The 18,064-nt window shown below is 64.8% G+C and carries 12 protein-coding genes and 6 pseudogenes; 3 read left to right on the top strand and 15 right to left on the bottom strand.

Translation table 11 applies throughout. The annotated features are described in order from the left end of the window. Nucleotides 1–86: 86 nt before the first annotated feature. The 13 genes and pseudogenes from AC0IX7_RS20350 to rpsB all read right to left on the bottom strand — a co-directional run bounded on the left by AC0IX7_RS20350 (nucleotide 87) and on the right by rpsB (nucleotide 12,469). Nucleotides 87–458: a PilZ domain-containing protein gene (locus tag AC0IX7_RS20350; RefSeq protein ID WP_471813668.1), complete on the bottom strand. Its 372-nt coding sequence runs from the start codon at nucleotides 456–458 to the stop codon at nucleotides 87–89. Between the two features lie 106 nt (nucleotides 459–564). Next, entirely contained in the window at nucleotides 565–795 is a 231-nt protein-coding gene (gene rpmE, locus AC0IX7_RS20345) for a 50S ribosomal protein L31 (protein ID WP_055880673.1), read from the bottom strand. 100 nt (nucleotides 796–895) lie between these two features. Then, nucleotides 896–1,345, bottom strand: a complete 450-nt coding sequence (fabZ, locus tag AC0IX7_RS20340) for a 3-hydroxyacyl-ACP dehydratase FabZ (protein WP_187505050.1) — start codon at nucleotides 1,343–1,345, stop codon at nucleotides 896–898. A 45-nt stretch (nucleotides 1,346–1,390) separates the two neighbouring features. After that, complete coding sequence (locus tag AC0IX7_RS20335; protein WP_471813666.1) at nucleotides 1,391–2,053, bottom strand: OmpH family outer membrane protein; 663 nt, start codon at nucleotides 2,051–2,053, stop codon at nucleotides 1,391–1,393. After that, a pseudogene (bamA, locus tag AC0IX7_RS20330) lies at nucleotides 2,053–4,841 on the bottom strand (outer membrane protein assembly factor BamA). Before bamA ends, AC0IX7_RS20335 begins: the two are co-directional and overlap by 1 nt. A gap of 53 nt (nucleotides 4,842–4,894) precedes the next feature. Beyond that, entirely contained in the window at nucleotides 4,895–6,028 is a 1,134-nt protein-coding gene (gene rseP / locus AC0IX7_RS20325) for an RIP metalloprotease RseP (RefSeq protein WP_471813664.1), read from the bottom strand. After that, nucleotides 6,025–7,191 (bottom strand): annotated as a pseudogene (dxr, locus tag AC0IX7_RS20320) (1-deoxy-D-xylulose-5-phosphate reductoisomerase). Before dxr ends, rseP begins: the two are co-directional and overlap by 4 nt. Beyond that, complete coding sequence (locus AC0IX7_RS20315; protein ID WP_471813969.1) at nucleotides 7,178–7,933, bottom strand: phosphatidate cytidylyltransferase; 756 nt, start codon at nucleotides 7,931–7,933, stop codon at nucleotides 7,178–7,180. The pseudogene dxr and the gene AC0IX7_RS20315 overlap by 14 nt, the downstream one beginning before the upstream one ends. A gap of 183 nt (nucleotides 7,934–8,116) precedes the next feature. After that, nucleotides 8,117–8,836 (bottom strand): isoprenyl transferase, encoded by a 720-nt coding sequence (locus AC0IX7_RS20310; protein WP_471813967.1) that lies wholly within the window; start codon nucleotides 8,834–8,836, stop codon nucleotides 8,117–8,119. Nucleotides 8,837–8,904: 68 nt separating this feature from the next. Beyond that, a pseudogene (frr, locus tag AC0IX7_RS20305) lies at nucleotides 8,905–9,463 on the bottom strand (ribosome recycling factor). Between the two features lies 1 nt (nucleotide 9,464). Continuing rightward, nucleotides 9,465–10,193, bottom strand: a complete 729-nt coding sequence (gene pyrH / locus AC0IX7_RS20300) for a UMP kinase (RefSeq protein WP_471813662.1) — start codon at nucleotides 10,191–10,193, stop codon at nucleotides 9,465–9,467. A 401-nt stretch (nucleotides 10,194–10,594) separates the two neighbouring features. Continuing rightward, nucleotides 10,595–11,526 (bottom strand): annotated as a pseudogene (gene tsf / locus AC0IX7_RS20295) (translation elongation factor Ts). 88 nt (nucleotides 11,527–11,614) lie between these two features. Beyond that, nucleotides 11,615–12,469, bottom strand: coding sequence for a 30S ribosomal protein S2 (gene rpsB, locus AC0IX7_RS20290; RefSeq protein ID WP_248525206.1), 855 nt, complete (start codon nucleotides 12,467–12,469; stop codon nucleotides 11,615–11,617). A 326-nt stretch (nucleotides 12,470–12,795) separates the two neighbouring features. Between rpsB and AC0IX7_RS20285 the strand changes: the two genes are divergently transcribed. After that, nucleotides 12,796–13,029, top strand: a complete 234-nt coding sequence (locus AC0IX7_RS20285) for a hypothetical protein (RefSeq protein ID WP_423323730.1) — start codon at nucleotides 12,796–12,798, stop codon at nucleotides 13,027–13,029. Here AC0IX7_RS20285 and AC0IX7_RS20280 read toward each other — a convergent pair. Then, entirely contained in the window at nucleotides 12,968–13,819 is an 852-nt protein-coding gene (locus tag AC0IX7_RS20280; protein ID WP_471813660.1) for a CDP-alcohol phosphatidyltransferase family protein, read from the bottom strand. The two genes, AC0IX7_RS20285 and AC0IX7_RS20280, sit on opposite strands and share 62 nt — an antisense overlap. After that, nucleotides 13,816–14,543: pseudogene (locus AC0IX7_RS20275) on the bottom strand (phosphatidylserine decarboxylase). The gene AC0IX7_RS20280 and the pseudogene AC0IX7_RS20275 overlap by 4 nt, the downstream one beginning before the upstream one ends. Before the next feature lie 141 nt (nucleotides 14,544–14,684). Here AC0IX7_RS20275 and AC0IX7_RS20270 point away from each other — a divergent pair. Beyond that, nucleotides 14,685–15,905, top strand: coding sequence for an NADP-dependent isocitrate dehydrogenase (locus AC0IX7_RS20270; protein ID WP_471813658.1), 1,221 nt, complete (start codon nucleotides 14,685–14,687; stop codon nucleotides 15,903–15,905). Between the two features lie 215 nt (nucleotides 15,906–16,120). Next, a pseudogene (locus tag AC0IX7_RS20265) lies at nucleotides 16,121–17,900 on the top strand (cation:proton antiporter domain-containing protein). Nucleotides 17,901–18,064: the final 164 nt, after the last annotated feature.

Here is an 18,064-nt window from a genome sequence, read left to right as displayed (position 1 = left end):
AAGTCACCCTCACAGCGCCCTCCCCGCCCCGGCGGCACAAGCGCGCTGGCCACTGCGCCGCGTGCAAGACGCATCGCCGGCCGAGATCATTGCAATGGGTAGGGAAGGATTTCGTATCGCAGCCCGCCAAGACGCGATCGGTCAGCTGACGGTATCCTTGGCGACGTGCGCTTCGAACGCTTCGATCGGCAGGGGGTGTGAAATTGGCAACCGGCGGTGAAATCGTCGGCCCACATCACATCGGCGACGACTTGGCCGATCTCCGGCAGGTTGAGCCAGATGCTGGTACCGCGCCTGAGCGCCGAATAGGTTTGGAGCCGTACGCCGTGTACGGAAATATCGATAACCCTGCACAGGGCCCGGCCCGACTTGCCGATGCTGGCGTCGAGCGAGATCGGTGCGCGCGGCGCTCGGCGCCGGCTGGTGCGTTCTGCGGGTTCGAATTCGGCGGCGAACATAAGGCCCTCGTCCTTGCGAGGAGCAGCTTGGTCGCCGACACTTAAAGTCGCCTTAAGGACTACCCCGGAACGAATTAAATCGAACCCGTTCCGGGGTTAACTCGCATTACTTGCGGAGCGTGAGACCACCACCGAAACGCTTGTTGAAGCGCGCGACCTGGCCGCCGGTGTCGAGCATCGTGCCGCGGCCGCCGGTCCATGCCGGATGCGCGAGCGGATCGATCTCGAGCGTCATCACATCGCCTTCCTTACCCCAGGTGGTGCGGGTCTGGTACTTGCTGCCATCCGTCATCTGAACGGTGATCATGTGATAATCGGGGTGCGTGTCGGCCTTCATGAGAATTCTCCGGTAGGTGGCTGGTTCCGACCAGCCTGAAGGAAGGCGCGCCCGTACACGGACGCGCCCGATTTTACAAGAATGCGTGCTCCGACGCGATTCAGGCCTTGGGCGGGTCGGCGATCATCGCCGTGAAGTTCGCCTCTGCCACCAATTGCCCGTCGACGAGGGCGCGGCCGGCAAACTTGCAGACCGCGCTACGCTTCTGGACGAACGTGACTTCCAGTTTGAGCAAAACGCCCGGCTCGACCGGCTTGCGGAACTTGGCCCCGTCGATCGCCATGAAATAGACGAGCTTGCCCGAGCCCGCGAGACCCAGCGACTCGACCGCGAGAATCCCCGCGGCCTGTGCCATCGCCTCGACGATCAGCACGCCCGGCATGATCGGGCGCCCAGGGAAATGCCCCTGGAAGAATTGCTCGTTCATCGACACCGCCTTGATCGCTGTGATCGAGGTGTCGAGGATCAGATCCTCGACACGATCGACAAGCAGCATCGGGTAGCGATGCGGCAACGCGGCCATGACGCGCCCGATATCGAGCGGGCCCATGCCTTTTTCAGCAGTATCGTTCACGGTCTCGGTCATCAATGTAGCTTAGCGACCCTGCGGGGTGCGCGTCGCGGCAGGCGCACGCGCGGCTGCGGCGGGTGCGGCGCCCTGCTGCTGCTGGCCACCCTGGTTCGGCTGCCAGTTCGCCGGCACGGCGGTGCTGACCGACGGCACGAGGCGATCGAGCTCGGTCGTGATCGCGGCGGTGATGTCGGCGGTCGGCTGTGCGAACAGCGCGGCCTCCGGACGCAGCAACAGGCTGACGTTCTTTGCGCGAACGGCAGCGGTCACGGCGTCGCTGAGCTTCGCCTGGATCTGCTCGATCGCATATTGCTGCGCGCGCTGGGCGGGCTGAGTCAGGCGGGCGAGTTCCTGGTTGGCGGCGTTTTCACGCGCCTGGATCGCCTGCGCCTGCGGACGCAAGGTGGCTTCGGTCGCGCCGGGTGCACGCTGTGCGGTCTGGAACGCAGTGACCAGCGGCTGAAGCTCACGCGCTACGGCCTGGCGACGGGTCTCGGCCTGGTCGAGCTGGGCCTTGTAGGTCGTCTCGATCTGGGCGCGTGCAGCGTTCCAGGCCTTCGAGTTGGCGATCGCGCCCTGCGCGTCGGCGACGGCGATGCCCGAAACCTGTGCGTCCGCAGCGGTCGCGGTCATGGCAGCCGGCGCGGCGAGCGCTGCGGCGAGGAGAAGCGTCTTGAACGTCGTCATCAGAACTGTGTCCCTACGTTGAAAGTAATGAGCTTGGGGTCGTCACCCTTCTGGGTGAGCAAGGCTTTGGCGAGATCGATGCGGAGCGGGCCGAACGGCGAGTTCCAGTTGACGCCGATACCCACCGACAGACGCGGCTTGGCCGAGTTGCCGAGGAAGCTTTCGACGAAAGGCGTCTGTTCGGTCAAGGCACGCGGGTTGGCGGCTGTGCCGATACACGCGCCCGCCGCATCCGGAGAACCGGCCGCGCAGGTCGTGTTGGCCGTGACCGGCGCACCGGTCGTGTCGGTCGTCGTGTATGTATAGAGCGCCGCACCCGCGGAATTGACCGATGGCGTGAAGGTCGATCCGACATATTCCTTGCCCGTGGTCGGATCGATCAAGGTCGGGAACGTCGCCGACGGCAGCGGCCTGGTGATACCGAACAGGCTACCGACCTGCGCGTAGATCGACGGCCGCAAGCCGAGCTCGCGGGCGCCGGAGCCCAGCGGAATCTCGATTTCCGCACGCGCCAGGTAATAGGCACGCCCACCCAGCGCATCGTCCTGGATCGAATTGCGGTCGGTCGCGAGAACCTGGGTCGGTGTTCCATTGCTATAGGCGGCGCGCAGAATGCGCGGCCCGACGCCGCGGATGTCGAAGCCGCGGAACTGCGGTTCACCCAGATAGAAGCGATCGGTAATCCGGACCGCGTCCGAGCCGGCCCTGCGCGCCTTCTCGAGCGGATGAATATAGCCGCCTTCGGCGACGATCGAGCCGATGAAGCCGCTGCCGAGGTTCTGGTACTTGGACCCTTCGAAACGAGTCCGGATGTACTTCACGTCGCCGCCGAGGCCGGCAAAGTCCTGGCTGAACGAGAAGCGCGAACCGGCCGTCGGGCGCAAGCGACTGTTGAGATTGTCGCGGCTGAGCGAATAGCCGACCGAGGACGTCCAGCGATTGCCGATCGCGTCGCACAGATAGCGTCCGCCACGAGCACGTTGCACGAGCCATCGGCGTTCAGGAACTGGTTGTCGAGACCGACCTCATCATAGGACAGGCCATAGCGCGCCGACAGCGACCAGAATTCGGTCAGCGGCACGCCGGTACGAAGCTGGAAACCGGTCGAGACCTGCGAATAATTGGTCTGCCGATCATTGCCGACGAAGTTGAACGAGTTGTAATCGCGGCGGAAGATATCGCCACCGAGCGCGATGTTCTTGTCGAACAGGTAGGGCTCGGTGAAGCCCAGCTCGATAGACTTCGAATAGCTCGAATAATTGACGCCCGCGCGCAGTTCCTGGCCCTTGCCGCGGAAGTTGCGCTGCGTGATGTTCGCCTGGACGATGAAGCGTTCAAGGCTGGAATAGCCCGCCGACAGCTGCAACTCGCCGGTCGACTTCTCTTCGAGGTTGGTCTCCAGGATCACGCGGTCGGGCGCCGATCCCGGCAGCTGCTTGATCTCCATCTTGTCCTGGAAATAGCCCAGCGAGTTGATGCGATCCTGCGAGCGCTTCACCTGAAAGCTGTTGAACGCGTCGCCCTCGGCCAGACGAATCTCGCGGCGGACAACCTTGTCCTGCGTCTGCGTATTGCCGTTGATCTCGATCCGCTCGACATAGGTCCGCTTGGCTTCGGCGATGTTGAAATTAATCCCCATCGTCAGCGTGTCGGAATCCTTGGCGAACTCCGGGTTCACTTCGGTGAACGCATAGCCGAACAGGCCCGCGGTCTGGGACAGGTTGTCGACCGAATCCTCAACCAGCTTCGCATTGTACCAGTCGCCCTTCTTCAGCGGCAGCGTGGCCGCGAGCTTGGTGTTGTCGAAGTCGCGGATCTGGCTGTCGACGGTGACGTCGCCGAATTTGTAGCGCTTGCCCTCTTCCACCACGTACGTGATGATGAAGTCCTTCTTGTCCGGCGTCAGCTCGGCGACCGCCGACGTCACGCGGAAATCGGCATAGCCCTGCGTCAGGTAGAACTGGCGGAGCTTCTGCTGATCGTAAGACAGGCGGTCCTGATCGTAGCTGGTCGCCGACGAGAGCAGGCGGAATAGGCGGGCCTGCTTGGTCGCCATCTGGCCGCGGATCTGGTCGTCGGAGAACACCTCGTTGCCGAGGATGTTGATCTGGCGAACCTTCGACTTCGGCCCTTCGCTGACGACGAACACGACGTCGACGCGGTTCTGGTCGAGGTTGACCATCTTCGGATCGATGACCGCGCCGAAGCGGCCCTGACGGCGATACAGCTCGATGATCCGGCCGATGTCCTGGCGGACCGCGGTGCGCGTGAAAATCTGGCGCGGCGCGAGCTTGATCTCTTTGGTGATCTTGTCGGTCTTGAGCGCCTTGTTGCCCTCGATGATCACGCGGTTGATGATCGGGTTCTCGCGCACGCGCAGCACGATGTTGCCGTCCTCGACACCCGCGATCGAGTAATCCGCGAACAGGTCGCTCGCCTGCAGGTCTTTCAGCGCCTGGTCGAGCGTTTCCGCGGTGTACGGGATACCGACGCGCAGCTTGGTGTAGGACAGCACCGTCTCGGCCTCGATGCGCTGCGATCCCTCGACGCGCAAAGTCTTTATCGTCCGCACGGATACCGGCGCGGCGACGGGCGTTACACCCACGACCGGAGCAGCCGTCGTCGGCGTCTGCCGACCCGACGAAGGGCTTTGCGCAGGAGTCGCCGCCGGAGTCGCGGCGCCAGCCGGCACGGTCTGTGCCAGCGCGGGAACGCCCGACAGGATCGTTCCTGCAAGCAGCAGGGCGCCCTTGCGCGCGAAATCGTAACCGTTGATCGCTGTCACCAAACCCACCTTAAAAACGTGCACATACAAGGCGCGCCCGCCCTGCCCTATCGTGGTCAGCCGATCAAGCCGGCCAGATTCTTCCACAGCCCGAAATTGCCGAGATCGTTGAAGGTCACCAGCAGCATCAGCGCAAGGATCGCCGCGAGGCCGCCGCGAAACGCCCATTCCTGCACCTGCGGCTCGACCGGGCGCCTGCGCACCGCTTCGATCGCATAGAAGAACAGGTGACCGCCATCCAGCATCGGCACTGGCAGCAGGTTGATGAACCCCAGATTGATCGAGACCAGGGCGATCAGGAACACATAGGCGTCGAGCCCAAGCGACATCTGCTCGCCCGACACCTTGGCGATGCTGAGCGGTCCGCCGAGTTCCTTGACCGAACGGCGCCCGGTGATGACCTGCCCCAGCGTCTCGACCATCATCGACACGATCTGCCCGGTGCGCTTCACCGCGACGACCGGTGCTTCGATCAGGCTGACGGGAACGATCACCGGCTTCGACCCGGCGATGCCGAGGCGGCCGATCTTGTATTCGTTGCCGAAGCGGTCGCGCTGCAATTCGGTGCCGATCACGAGGTCGCGCGACACCGTCTGGCCACCACGCACCGCGTCGATCTGCGTGCTCTCGCCGGCGCGGATGCGGGCGAAGCGGGCGAGATCGTCGAACGTCTCGACCGAGCGGCCGCCGATCGCGGTGATCCGGTCGCCGACCTGCAATCCGGCCGCAGCCGCGGCACTGCCGGGCACCGTGCCACCGACGACCGGCGGCATGCGGATGTCGCCATACGCGAAGGCGAAACCGGCAAGGATCAGGATGGCGACGACGAAATTCACGACCGGACCGGCGGCGACGACGATCGCGCGCTGCCAGACCGGCTTCGACTGGAAGGTGCGCAGGCGTTCTTCGGCTGGCAGCGACAGCCATTCGGCCGAGGGCTGGCTTGCCGGGTTCATGTCGCCGGCGAACTTCACATAGCCGCCGAGCGGGAGCCAGCCGAACTTCCAGCGGGTCCCGCGCTTGTCGGTAAAGCCTGCGATCTCGCGACCGAAGCCGACCGCGAAAGCATCCGCCTTGATCCCGAAATAGCGTCCCGCGAGGTAATGGCCCATCTCGTGCACGAACACGAGCGGTCCGATCACCAGGACGAACGACAATATCGTCAGCAGGATACCGGGTGTTTCGATCAAACCGCGCAATCCTTCACACGTACACCCGCTAATACCCGCGCCTCGGCGTCGATCGCCAATACGGCATCGACGCTATCCGGCGCGGCCGGGTCGTAACAGGATAACGTATGTTCGACGATTGCGGCAATTTCGAGGAAACAAATGCGGCGCTTGATGAAGGCCTCGACCGCGACCTCGTTGGCGGCGTTGAGAATCGCCGGCCGCACCCCGCCTGCGTCTAACGCCTCACGCGCGAGTCGCAGCGCCGGGAAGCGCACCGGATCGGGCGCCTCGAACTCGAGTCGGCCGATCGCGACTAGGTCGAGCAGGGCCATCGGCGTCGCCATCCGATCCGGCCAGGCGAGCGTATGCGCGATCGGCGTCCGCATGTCGGGGGACCCAGCTGCGCGAGAACCGAGCCGTCGACATAATCGACCAGGCTGTGAACCACCGATTGCGGGTGGATCACGATCTCGATCCGGTCATGCGGGATCGGGAACAGCCGCGCGGCCTCGATCAGTTCGAGGCCCTTGTTCATGCAGGTCGCCGAGATCGACCGAGATCTTCGCGCCCATCGACCAGTTGGGATGCTTGACCGCCTGTTCGAGCGTCACGCCGCGCATCTGCTCGGTCGTCCAGTCGCGGAACGGCCCGCCGCTGCAGGTCAGGATGATACGACGGACCCCCTCGGGGCGGCTCGCGTCGAAGCACTGGAAGATCGCGTTATGCTCGGAATCGGCGGGCAACAGCGTCGCGCCGGTCCGCCTGGCCGCAGCGAGGATGACGTCGCCGGCGGAGACCAGCGGCTCCTTGTTGGCGATCACGACGGTCCCGCCCTGCTCGATCGCCGCCATCACCGGCTTCAGGCCGGCACAGCCGACGATCGCGCCCATCGTCCAGTCCGCACCCGATGACGCCGCCTCGGCGATAGCCTCGGAGCCACCGCCTGCGCGAATGCCCGTACCGGCCAGCGCTTCACGAAGTTCGGGAAGGCACCCCTCGTCCGCCACCACGGCAAACTCCGCGTTGGTCCGGATCGCGGCCGCGGCGAGCTTCGCCACGTCGCAGTTCGCGGTCAGCGCGACGACGCGGAAGCGGTCGGGCTCACGCTCGATCAGGTCGAGCGTCGAGGTACCGACCGAGCCGGTCGCCCCAAGATCGTGACGCTCTTCATGCGTAAAAATGCGGCAGCAGGACGAGGAACGCCGCGACCGGCGCGACCGGGACCAGGCCGTCGAGGCGATCCATGACGCCACCATGTCCGGGCAGGATGTTGCCGCTGTCCTTCACGCCTGCCACCCTCTTCAACCAACTCTCGTAAAGATCGCCCATCTGCGCGAGCACGGCGAGCACCGGCGTCGCCAGCGTCATCCGCATCGGCAGGCCGTATTGCGTGTGCAGCACCGCCGCGACCGCGCTCGCCAGCACGACGCCGCCGATCAGCCCCGACCATGTCTTGTTCGGACTGATCACCGGCGCGATTTTAGGGCCGCCCAGCGTCCGCCCCGTAAAGAACGCGCCGATATCGCACGCCCACACCAGCGACAGCGCCCACAGCGTGTAGAGGATGCCATCGTCCTGCCGCCGGATGATCATCAGCGCGAGCACGGGGAGACCGCAATAGACGATGCCGAGCGCCAGCTTAGGTTTGCGCGTCGTGATGACGACGAAGAACGCGGCGCCCGCGAGCAGCCCGAGCGTGAAGAAATCATGGATGACGAGGATCAGCGACGCCGGCGCCATCAGCGCGAGCGGCACCGACAGCGCGAACTGCGTCATCCGCTTGGTCTTGGCGTCGACGCCCTGGAGCATCGACCATTCCGCCATCATGAACAGCGCCGCCAGGATGCCCAGCAACCAGAACGCGATCCCGCCGAGCGTCAGCGCGATGCTGGCGACGACGATCATGCCGACGCTGGCGATCATCCGAAGCTTAAGGTTGGACGGTGTGCGCAGCGCCTGATCGGGCGCCTTCGCGGGGTCTGGCAGGGTCGTCACGAAGCCATCCCATTATAAAAACAGCCGTTCCCGCGCGAGGGCGAGAGTCCAGGATTACGCACGTTTGCGCTCCTGGCTCCTGGGCCCCCGCGTTCGCGAGGAACAGAAGGATCACAGACCACCGTAGCGGCGCTGGCGTTGGCCGAACGCCGCGACAGCATCGGCAAGCGCTGCCGCATCGAAGTCGGGCCAGAGCGTGTCGACGAACAGGAGCTCGGCATAGGCCGCCTGCCACAACAGGAAGTTCGACAACCGTTGCTCGCCCGAGGTGCGGATCATCAAGTCGAGCGGCGGCAGATCGTGCGTGTCGAGTTCGGCCTCAATCGTGCCGACGTCGATGCTGGCAGGATCGAGCGTACCGTCACGGGCGCGTTCGGCAAGGCGGCGTGCCGCGCCCAACAGCTCGGCATGCGCGCCGTAGTTGAGCGCTATCGCGAGAATCGGACCGGTATTGCTCGCGGTCCGCGCGATCGCGTCGTCGACCATCGCGACCAGATCGGGCGAAAAGCTGTGATAGTCGCCGATCACGCGCAGCCGGACGTTTTCGCGCGCGAGTTCGTCGAGGTCGCTGCGGATGAAATGGCGGAACAACCCCATCAGGTCGCGGACCTCTTCCGCCGGACGGCGCCAGTTCTCCGACGAGAACGCGTAGAGCGTCAGCGCCTCGATCCCCATCGCCCGCGCCGCCCGCGTCACTTTCCGCACGGCCTCGACGCCAGCCTTGTGCCCGGCGAAGCGCGGCAGGAACCGCTTCTTCGCCCAGCGGCCATTGCCGTCCATGATGATCGCGACATGGCGCGGGACTGCTCCGCCCGAAGGGACGGCAGCCAGCGGCGCAGTCGAAGGAGCCCCAGCCGAAGCCCCGGCCGAGGCCCCGGTTGAAGCGGCGCCGAACGCCCTCACTTGCCCAGGATTTCCTTTTCCTTGGCGGTCGCGGTCGCGTCGAGCTCGGCGACGATGCCGTCGGTCAGCTTCTGCACTTCGGTCTCGTGACGCTTGCGCTCGTCCTCGCTGAACACGCCCTTCTTCTCGTCGGTCTTGAGCAGAATCCATGCCGTCGCGACGGACGTTACGCACCGCGATGCGCGCCTTCTCGGCATATTGCCCGGCCAGCTTGGCGAGTTCCTTGCGGCGCTCCTCGGTCAGGTCGGGGATCGGCAGGCGCAGCGTCTGGCCGTCGACGATCGGGTTGAGGCCGAGACCGGCCGAACGGATCGCCTTGTCGGTCGGGCCGACGTTCGACTTGTCCCAGACCTGCACCGACAGCATCCGGGGCTCGGGCGCCGACACGGTCGCGACTTGGTTCAGCGGCATCGACGAACCGTACACCGTCACCATCACCGGATCGAGCAACGCGGTCGACGCGCGGCCGGTGCGCAGGCCAGCGAGATCGCTCTTCAGCGCTTCGACGGCACCCGCCATGCGGCGCTCGAGGTCGGTCTTGTCATATGCGGCCATCTTAAAGCTCCTGCTCGTTCTGGACGATCGTCGACACGCCATCACCCGCCAACACCGCGGCGAGATTGCCGGGTTCGCGGATGTTGAAGACGACGATCGGGATATTGTTGTCGCGGCACAGCGCGATCGCGCTCGCGTCCATGACCTTGAGGTCGTCGGACAGCACGCGGCTGTACGATACCGTCTCGTAGCGCACCGCGTCGGGGTGCGTCTTCGGGTCGGCGTTGTAGACGCCGTCGACCGAAGTACCCTTGAACAAAGCGTCGCACTTCATCTCGGCAGCACGCAGCGCGGCGCCCAGATCGGTGGTGAAATAGGGGCTGCCGACGCCTGCCGCGAAGATCACGACGCGACCCTTTTCGAGGTGACGCTCGGCGCGGCGGCGGATGAACGGTTCGCAGACCGACGCCATCGGGATCGCCGACTGGACGCGGGTGTCGACGCCGATCTGCTCGAGCGCGTTCTGCACGGCGAGCGCATTCATGACGGTCGCGAGCATGCCCATGTAATCGCCGGTCGCCCGGTCCATGCCGCGTGCTGCGCCCGCCATGCCGCGGAAGATGTTGCCGCCACCGACGACGATGCAAATCTCATAGCCTTTGGCCTTGATGTCGGCAATTTCCTGCGCGACGCGGGCGGTGACGGTCGGATCGATCGACAGGCCCGACGGTCCCATCAGGACTTCGCCCGACAGTTTCAGCAGGATACGGTTGTAGCGCGGAGGCGTCATAAATCTCGAAATGTGATTGGCGGGGCGGCGCGGACCTTAGGCGGGGGGCGATTGCCACACAACCCGGTCCCGCCGGGCTATTCCGTCGTCTCGGCGAAGTAGGGCAGCCAGTTCCCTGTCATGGCGGGACACGGGGGCCTGCGCTTGCGTGCTGGGGAAGGGAGGGTGACGGAAAGGTTCACCCCCCTGCCCTCACCCCGCGCTTGCTGCGCAAGCTAGCCCCTCTCCCCGATGGCAGAGGGTAGTTGGTCCTTCTCCCCGCGGGGAGAAGGTGGCCGGCAGGGCCGGATGAGGGGCGGTGAGGTTCGAGACCCGACCACTCCCCTCACCCTTCCCACGGCCAAGTGGCCGCGGGCCCCTTCCCTCTCCCCGGAGGGGAGAAGGAGAAGGAGAAGGTCGGCTTACGCCTGTGGCACGCCCGAAGCAGCAGCAACCTCGGCTGCGAAGTCGGACTGCTCCTTCTCGATGCCCTCACCCAGCTGGAAGCGGACATAGTCCACCAGCTTGATCTCGGCGCCGGCATCCTTGCCGGCCTTGGCGACGACGTCGGAGATCTTGGTCTTGCCGTCCATCACGAACAGCTGGCTGACCAGAGCATGCTCCTTGCGGTACTTGGCGATGCCGCCCTCGACCATCTTGGCGATGATGTCGGCAGGTTTGCCCGATTCGGCGGCCTTCTCGGTCGCGATCGCGCGCTCGCGCTCGATCTCGGACTCGTCGAGGTCGGCTTCGTTCAGCGCCTTCGGGAACGCCGCTGCGATGTGCATCGCAAGCTGCTTGCCGAGCGCCTGGAGAACCTCATCCGAAGCCTCCGACTCAAGCGCGACGAGAACGCCGATCTTGCCGAGGCCGGGTGCCGCCTGGTTGTGGATGTAGGGCACGACCGCACCCTTGCTGACTTCCAGCGTGCGCGAGCGGCGCAGCGACTGATTCTCGCCGATCGTCGCGACGTTGTTCGTCAGGACTTCCTCGACGGTCTTGCCCGATGGCATCGCCTGCGACTTCAGCGACTCGATGTCGCCGCCCGTCGCCAGAGCGATCTGCGTGACGTCACGGACGAACGACTGGAACTGGTCGTTCTTGGCGACGAAATCGGTCTCGGAGTTGACTTCGACCGCTGCACCCTTGGTGCCCGACACGGCGACGCCGACCAGGCCCTCGGCCGCGGTACGGCTGGACTTCTTGGCGGCGGCTGCGAGCCCTTGGTGCGCAGCCAATCCATTGCCTGCTCCATGTCGCCGGCGTTCTCGCTCAGCGCCTTCTTGCAATCCATCATGCCCGCGCCGCTCTTCTCGCGCAGATCCTTGACCATCGCTGCCGTGATATCGGCCATGTCTCTAATCCTTTTAGGTCTGAATATGGTTGCGGGCGAGGCAGAGCTTTCGCCCTACCCCGCCCGCATGACGGTTCGGCGACGACGCTTATGCGTCGATCTGGCGCTCACCCTCGGCTGCGAATTCTGCAGCGGTATCGGCATTCGCGGTCGCCTGCGCCGTGTCAGCCGTAGCTTCGACGGTCGGCTCTGCGCTCAGCGCCTCTTCCTTCGGCGGCTCGACCATCGCGCCGACGTCGGCACCGGTGCGGCGCTGCTGCTCCTGGCCACCGCGCGTCGCGGCGATCGCGATCGCCTCGCAGTACAGGCGGATAGCGCGGGCTGCGTCGTCGTTCGCGGGAACCGGGAAGGCGATGCCGTCCGGCGACACGTTCGAATCGAGGATCGCGACGACGGGAATACCCAGCGTGTTCGCTTCCTTGATCGCCAGCTCTTCCTTGTTCGCGTCGATCACGAACATCACGTCGGGAATGCCGCCCATGTCGCGGATGCCGCCGAGCGAAAGCTCGAGCTTGTCCTTCTCGCGGGTGAGCTGAAGGACTTCCTTCTTGGTCAGGCCGACGGTGTCGCCCGACAGCATTTCCTCGAGCGTCTTGAGACGCTTGATCGAACCCGAGATGGTCTTCCAGTTGGTGAGCATGCCGCCCAACCAGCGATGGTTGACGAAGTGCTGGCCCGAACGACGCGCTGCGTCTGCGACGGGCTCCTGCGCCTGGCGCTTGGTGCCGACGAACAGGACCTTGCCGCCGCCGGCAACAGCCGACGAGACGAATTCGAGCGCGCGTGCGAACAGCGGCACGGTCTGCGAAAGGTCGAGGATGTGGACGCCGTTACGATCACCGAAGATGTAAGGCTTCATCTTGGGGTTCCACCGATGAGTCTGGTGGCCGAAATGCGCGCCCGTTTCGATGAGCTGCTGCATGGAGACGACGGGTGCCGCCATAGGGATATATCCTTCCGGTTGTGCCTCTGGGAAGCGGATGACGTCGTGGCCGAATGACCGTGACGCACCGGGCTATGATGCCCTCCCATGCGGGGTTTGAGGCGCGGCCCTTAGCCGGGTGCGCGGTGAAACGCAATGCCGAACGCCACGCTTGACTCACGGAACGCAATGAGAACATAAAGGGCTCAGAGGGGAACAGATGTTCGACTCGCCGCTGATTCGAACCGGTATGGCCGGATTCAAAATGCGACGAACGGAACGATGTTTCTGACCAAGTGTTTGCGGACATTCATAATTTGTTCGCAACTCATAGGAAGGCGGACGTGATGTTGGTTCTGAGCTTCATGGTTTTTGCTGGTGCGTTCGCGGTCGCTGGTATGATGATCGTCTCGTCGATCGCGCCGCAATGGGACCGCATCGTACGGCTTGCCATGGGTAACGTCGAACCCGCGTTCCAACCGCTCCGCACGCTGGCCGTGGCGGAGCGCCGGATCGCGGTCAGGCGCTGGGCGTCGACGACGGCTCCGGCACCCGCCCGCCGCTGGAACGCTGCCGCCTGATCTTGGCATAGCTTGCGATGCTGAACGGCATCGATATCAGGTACAGTACGCAGATGATGCTGAGCGTATGCCAAGGTGCGCTCACGATCGCGGCGCCGAGCAATACGACGAGCGCGATGGCCTCGAACCGGATGTTACTCCGGAGTTTGACCGAACTCCACGAATAAGTGGCGATGCTTGACACCATCAGAAGCGCAACGAACGCGACCCACGGCGCGACGAAATAAGGCGACGCAAATTTCGGCTCGTCGGTCCAGAACCAGAAGAACATCGGCATAAGTGCCAAGCCCGCGCCCGCTGGAGCCGGTACCCCGGTGAGGAAACCGGCCGATTTGTGCGGCTGATGGCTCTCGTCGATCTTAGCGTTGAAGCGTGCGAGACGTAGCGCACAGAATACCGCGAAGATCAGCGAGCAAATCCAGCCGACGCGGGGCAGCGCGGCCAGCGACCAGAGATAAACGATCAACGCAGGCGCGACGCCGAACGAGATCGCGTCGGATAATGAGTCCAGCTCCGCGCCGAACCGGCTCTCACCGTGCAGCATGCGGGCGATCCGGCCGTCGAGGCCGTCGAGTACGCCCGCGACCATGATCATCGCGACGGCGCTTTGCCACTCGCCGCCGATCGCAAATCGCACGCCGCTCAGGCCGGAGCACAATGCCAGCGCCGTAACCGCGTTGGGCGCGACGGCACGTAGCGGAAGGCCGCGCGGCGCCCGGCGGGTGCGACCGAACTTTCCACGACCACGCGCGTCCGTCGAACCGTCATCGATCTCGTCGCGACCGATCATTGCGCGACACCACCGACCGGAACACCACCGACGCGACCAAGCACGGTCTCGCCTGCAATGCTGCGCTGGCCGAGGCAGACCTGCGGTACGACATGATCGGGCAGATACACGTCGACGCGGCTGCCGAACCGGATCAGCCCGATGCGCTGGCCCGCCGCGACCATGTCGCCGGCCTTCACGAAACCAAGAATACGACGCGCGACGAGGCCTGCAATCTGCGTAAAGCCAATCCGCATGCCATGACGGTCCTCGACCACGAAATGCTGACGCTCGTTCTCGTCGCTGGCCTTGTCGAGATCGGCGTTGAGAAACTTACCAGAAATATAAACGACTTGGCGGATAGTCCCGGCGATCGGTGTGCGATTGATATGCACGTCGAACACCGACATGAAGATCGACACGCGGACTAGCGGCGCATCGCCGAGGCCGTTGTCGCCAGCGAGTTCACGCGGGATGGGGACGCGCTGGATCATCGTGATCAGGCCGTCGGCGGGGCAACGATCAGGCCCTCACCCTGAGGGGTCGTGCGGATCGGATCACGGAAGAAGGTCGCGACCCAGATCACGACGCCGACCATCGGCCAGAACAGCACGTGGCTAACGATCGTCAGCAGCAGCGTGATGCCCGTCGCGATCGCGACGTATTTGTGGCCCTCCGGGTGGACTGCGGGAAATCGCCATTTGACCGTGGAGGTCGTGACGGGCGGCTTGTCGAGCGATGCCATAACCGGCGGGTCTATCCGTGCCGGACGTGCGATACAACGATGAACCGGCTTTTCCTTGCCGCACCAACGGTTGGCCGGTGGTTGATCGTGACGGCGCGGTCCCCAGAACGCTCCCCAAACCCCTCCCCGAAGGACCCGGATATGGCGAAGATCAAGGTTAAGAATCCGATCGTGGAGATCGATGGCGACGAGATGACGCGGATCATCTGGGAATGGATCCGTGAGCGCTTGATCAAGCCGTATCTCGATATCGAGCTCGATTATTACGACCTCGGCGTCGAGCATCGCGATGCGACCGACGACCAGGTCACGATCGACAGCGCGCTCGCCACGCAGAAGCACGGCGTCGCGGTCAAGTGCGCGACGATCACGCCCGACGAGCAGCGCGTGACCGAATTCGGCCTGAAGAAGATGTGGAAGTCGCCGAACGGCACGATCCGCAACATCCTTGGCGGCACCATCTTCCGCGAGCCGATTGTGATCAAGAACGTCCCCCGCCTGATCCCGGGCTGGACGCACCCGATCGTCGTCGGCCGTCACGCATTCGGCGATCAGTACCGCGCGACCGACTATCTGGTCCCCGGCCCCGGCAAGCTGCGCCTCGTCTTCGAAGGCGACGACGGCACGGTCATCGACCGCGAGGTGTTCCAGTTCCCGTCGGCGGGCGTCGCGATGGCGATGTACAATCTCGACGATTCGATCCGCGATTTCGCGCGCGCATCGATGCATTACGGTCTCAACCTGAAGTGGCCTGTGTATCTGTCGACCAAGAACACCATCCTCAAGGCCTATGACGGCCGCTTCAAGGATCTGTTCGCCGAGGTGTTCGAGGCCGAGTTCAAGGACAAGTTCAAGGAAGCCGGCATCGTCTACGAGCATCGCCTGATCGACGACATGGTCGCATCGGCGCTCAAGTGGAACGGCGAGTTCGTCTGGGCCTGCAAGAACTATGACGGCGACGTCCAGTCGGACCAGGTCGCACAGGGCTTCGGGTCGCTCGGCCTGATGACCTCGATCCTGCTGACTCTGGACGGCAAGACCGTCGAGGCCGAGGCGGCGCACGGCACCGTCACGCGCCACTTCCGCATGCACGAGCAGGGCAAGGCGACCTCGACCAACCCGATCGCGTCGATCTTCGCATGGACTGGCGGCCTGAAGTATCGCGGCAAGTTCGACGACACGCCCGACGTCACGAAGTTCGCCGAGACGCTCGAGCGCGTCTGCGTGAAGACGGTGGAAGACGGCCACATGACCAAGGATCTCGCGATCCTGATCGGCCCCGACCAGCCCTGGATGACGACCGAGCAGTTCTTCGAACAGGTCCGGTCGAACCTCGAGACCGAGATGGCCAACTGGGCCTGATCTGATTGCCCCGCTCTCCGTAAAGGAGCGGGGTTTCTCTCTTCGGTCATCCTGACGAAAGTCAGGACCCAGAGCCGAAACCGCGGCTTTCTATAACCCTGGGTCCTGACTTTCGTCAGGATGACGCAGAAGTAATACATCGCCATTCGGTGCCGATCACGGCGACACGTCACCACGGGTGACAAATCCGTCATGCGTCCCCTAAGGTCGCGCGCATGGCATTACGGCTCGACAATCACGGCTTCAGCGACGCGCTCGTCATTCTCGGCGCGGCAGGTCTGGTCATTCCCGCGTTCGCGCGCTTCCGGGTGAGCCCGGTCATCGGTTTCATCCTGGTCGGCCTGCTGGTCGGACCCGCGGGTCTGGGCGCCCTGACCGGTGCCGCACCGTGGCTATATTATCTGACCATATCGAGCCCGGAATCGATCGAGCCGTTCGCCGAGTTCGGCATAATCCTGCTGCTGTTCTCGATCGGCCTCGAACTCTCGTTCAAGCGCTTGTGGTCGATGAAGCGGCTCGTGTTCGGCACCGGCGCCGCCGAGCTGATCGGCTCGGCGCTCATCATCGGCGTGGCGTTGCACTTCATCGGCCAGGAATGGGCCGGCGCAATCGGGCTGGGCTTTGCACTTGCCTTATCGTCCACCGCGCTGGTCCTGCCGCTCGTCGGCACGACCGGCGCGGTCGGGCGCGGTGCGTTCGCGATGTTGCTCTTCGAGGATCTGGCGCTCGTGCCGATCATCTTCGTGCTTGGTGCCTTGGCACCGACGGCGAGCGATGCCGGCTGGCAAGGCATCGCCGGCGTCGCACTGCGCGGCGGGCTGACCGTGGTCGCGATGTATATCGGCGGACGGCTCGTCCTGCCGCGGCTGTTCGGCCAGGCGGCGCGGACCAAGAGCCCGGAGCTGTTCCTCGCCGCATCGCTGCTGGTCGTCATCGTCGCCAGCGTCGCGACCACCGCCGCCGGGCTGTCGCCGATCGTCGGCGCGTTGCTGGCAGGCCTGCTGATCGCGGAGACCGAATATCATAGCGAAGTCGAGGTCATCACCGCGCCGTTCAAGGGGCTCGCGCTCGGCGTGTTTCTGATCACCGTCGGCATGAGCCTCGACCTGCGGCTGATCGCGCAGAACTGGCCGTCGCTGCTGCTCGCGGTGACCGGCGTGGTCGCGACCAAGGCTGTCGTCACGTTCCTGTTCCTCCGCGTCGCCAATTCCCGCCGGGGTGTTGCCGCCGAGACGGGACTGCTGATGGGGAGCCCGTCCGAGACGACGCTAATCGTGCTCGCGACGGCCGCACAGGCGCAGCTGATCTTGCCGTCGACCGCGTCGTTCTGGCGGACGGTCACGGCGATCGGGCTGACGATCACGCCGCTCCTGGCGAAGCTGGGCCGCACCGTGTCGCGGCAGTTGGAGAGTCGGTCGGTCGCGGATGCGGGCGATGTCGAGATCGACGACGACGGGCCTGGGACGGTCGTCATCGGCTTTGGACGGGTCGGCCGGATGGTGGCGGACATGCTCGCGGTCCACGGGCAGAAGTACGTCGCGGTCGAGGCGGATATCGACTCGGTCGAGGCCGCGCGGGCGCAGGGCCACCCGGTGCTGTTCGGCGACGTGGCGCGGGCGGAGCTGGTCGACCGGCTGAAGCTGCACTACCGCCAAGGCGTTGATTTTGACGATGGACGACCCGGTGCTGACGGTGCGGCTGGCGCGGCGGGTGCGGGCGTTGGCGCCGGACCTGCCGATCGTGGCGCGTGCGCGAGATACGGCGCATGCGGCGGAACTGTATCGGGCCGGCGTTACCGATGCGGTGCCGGAGACGCTGGAGAGTTCGCTGCAACTGGCGGAGGCGGTGCTGGTCGATCTCGGGGTGGCGATGGGGCCGGTGATCGCGTCGATCCATGAGAAGCGGGACGAGTTGCGGCAGGAGATCAAGAAGGCCGCGGACATGATCGCCGAGCCGCGGATCCGGAAGGCCAAGCGGACGCCTCGGGCGGTTTGATCTTCCCCGTTTCGCAAGAGGTTTGTTCTCCCGCGAAGGCGGAGTCCAGTCTGGGCCCCCGCCTTCGCGGGGAACAGGTTCTGAGCGTTCCCGGAGCGACACCACCCCGGCGGAGGCCGGGGTCCAAGTGGAGAGGTGGTCGTAACGGAGCGCCGTCCCTATTA

This window comes from Sphingomonas sp. AC411, assembly GCF_979253035.1.
The sequence above is the reverse complement of the archived record's forward strand: the minus strand, read 5'-3'. Positions and strand labels throughout refer to the sequence as shown.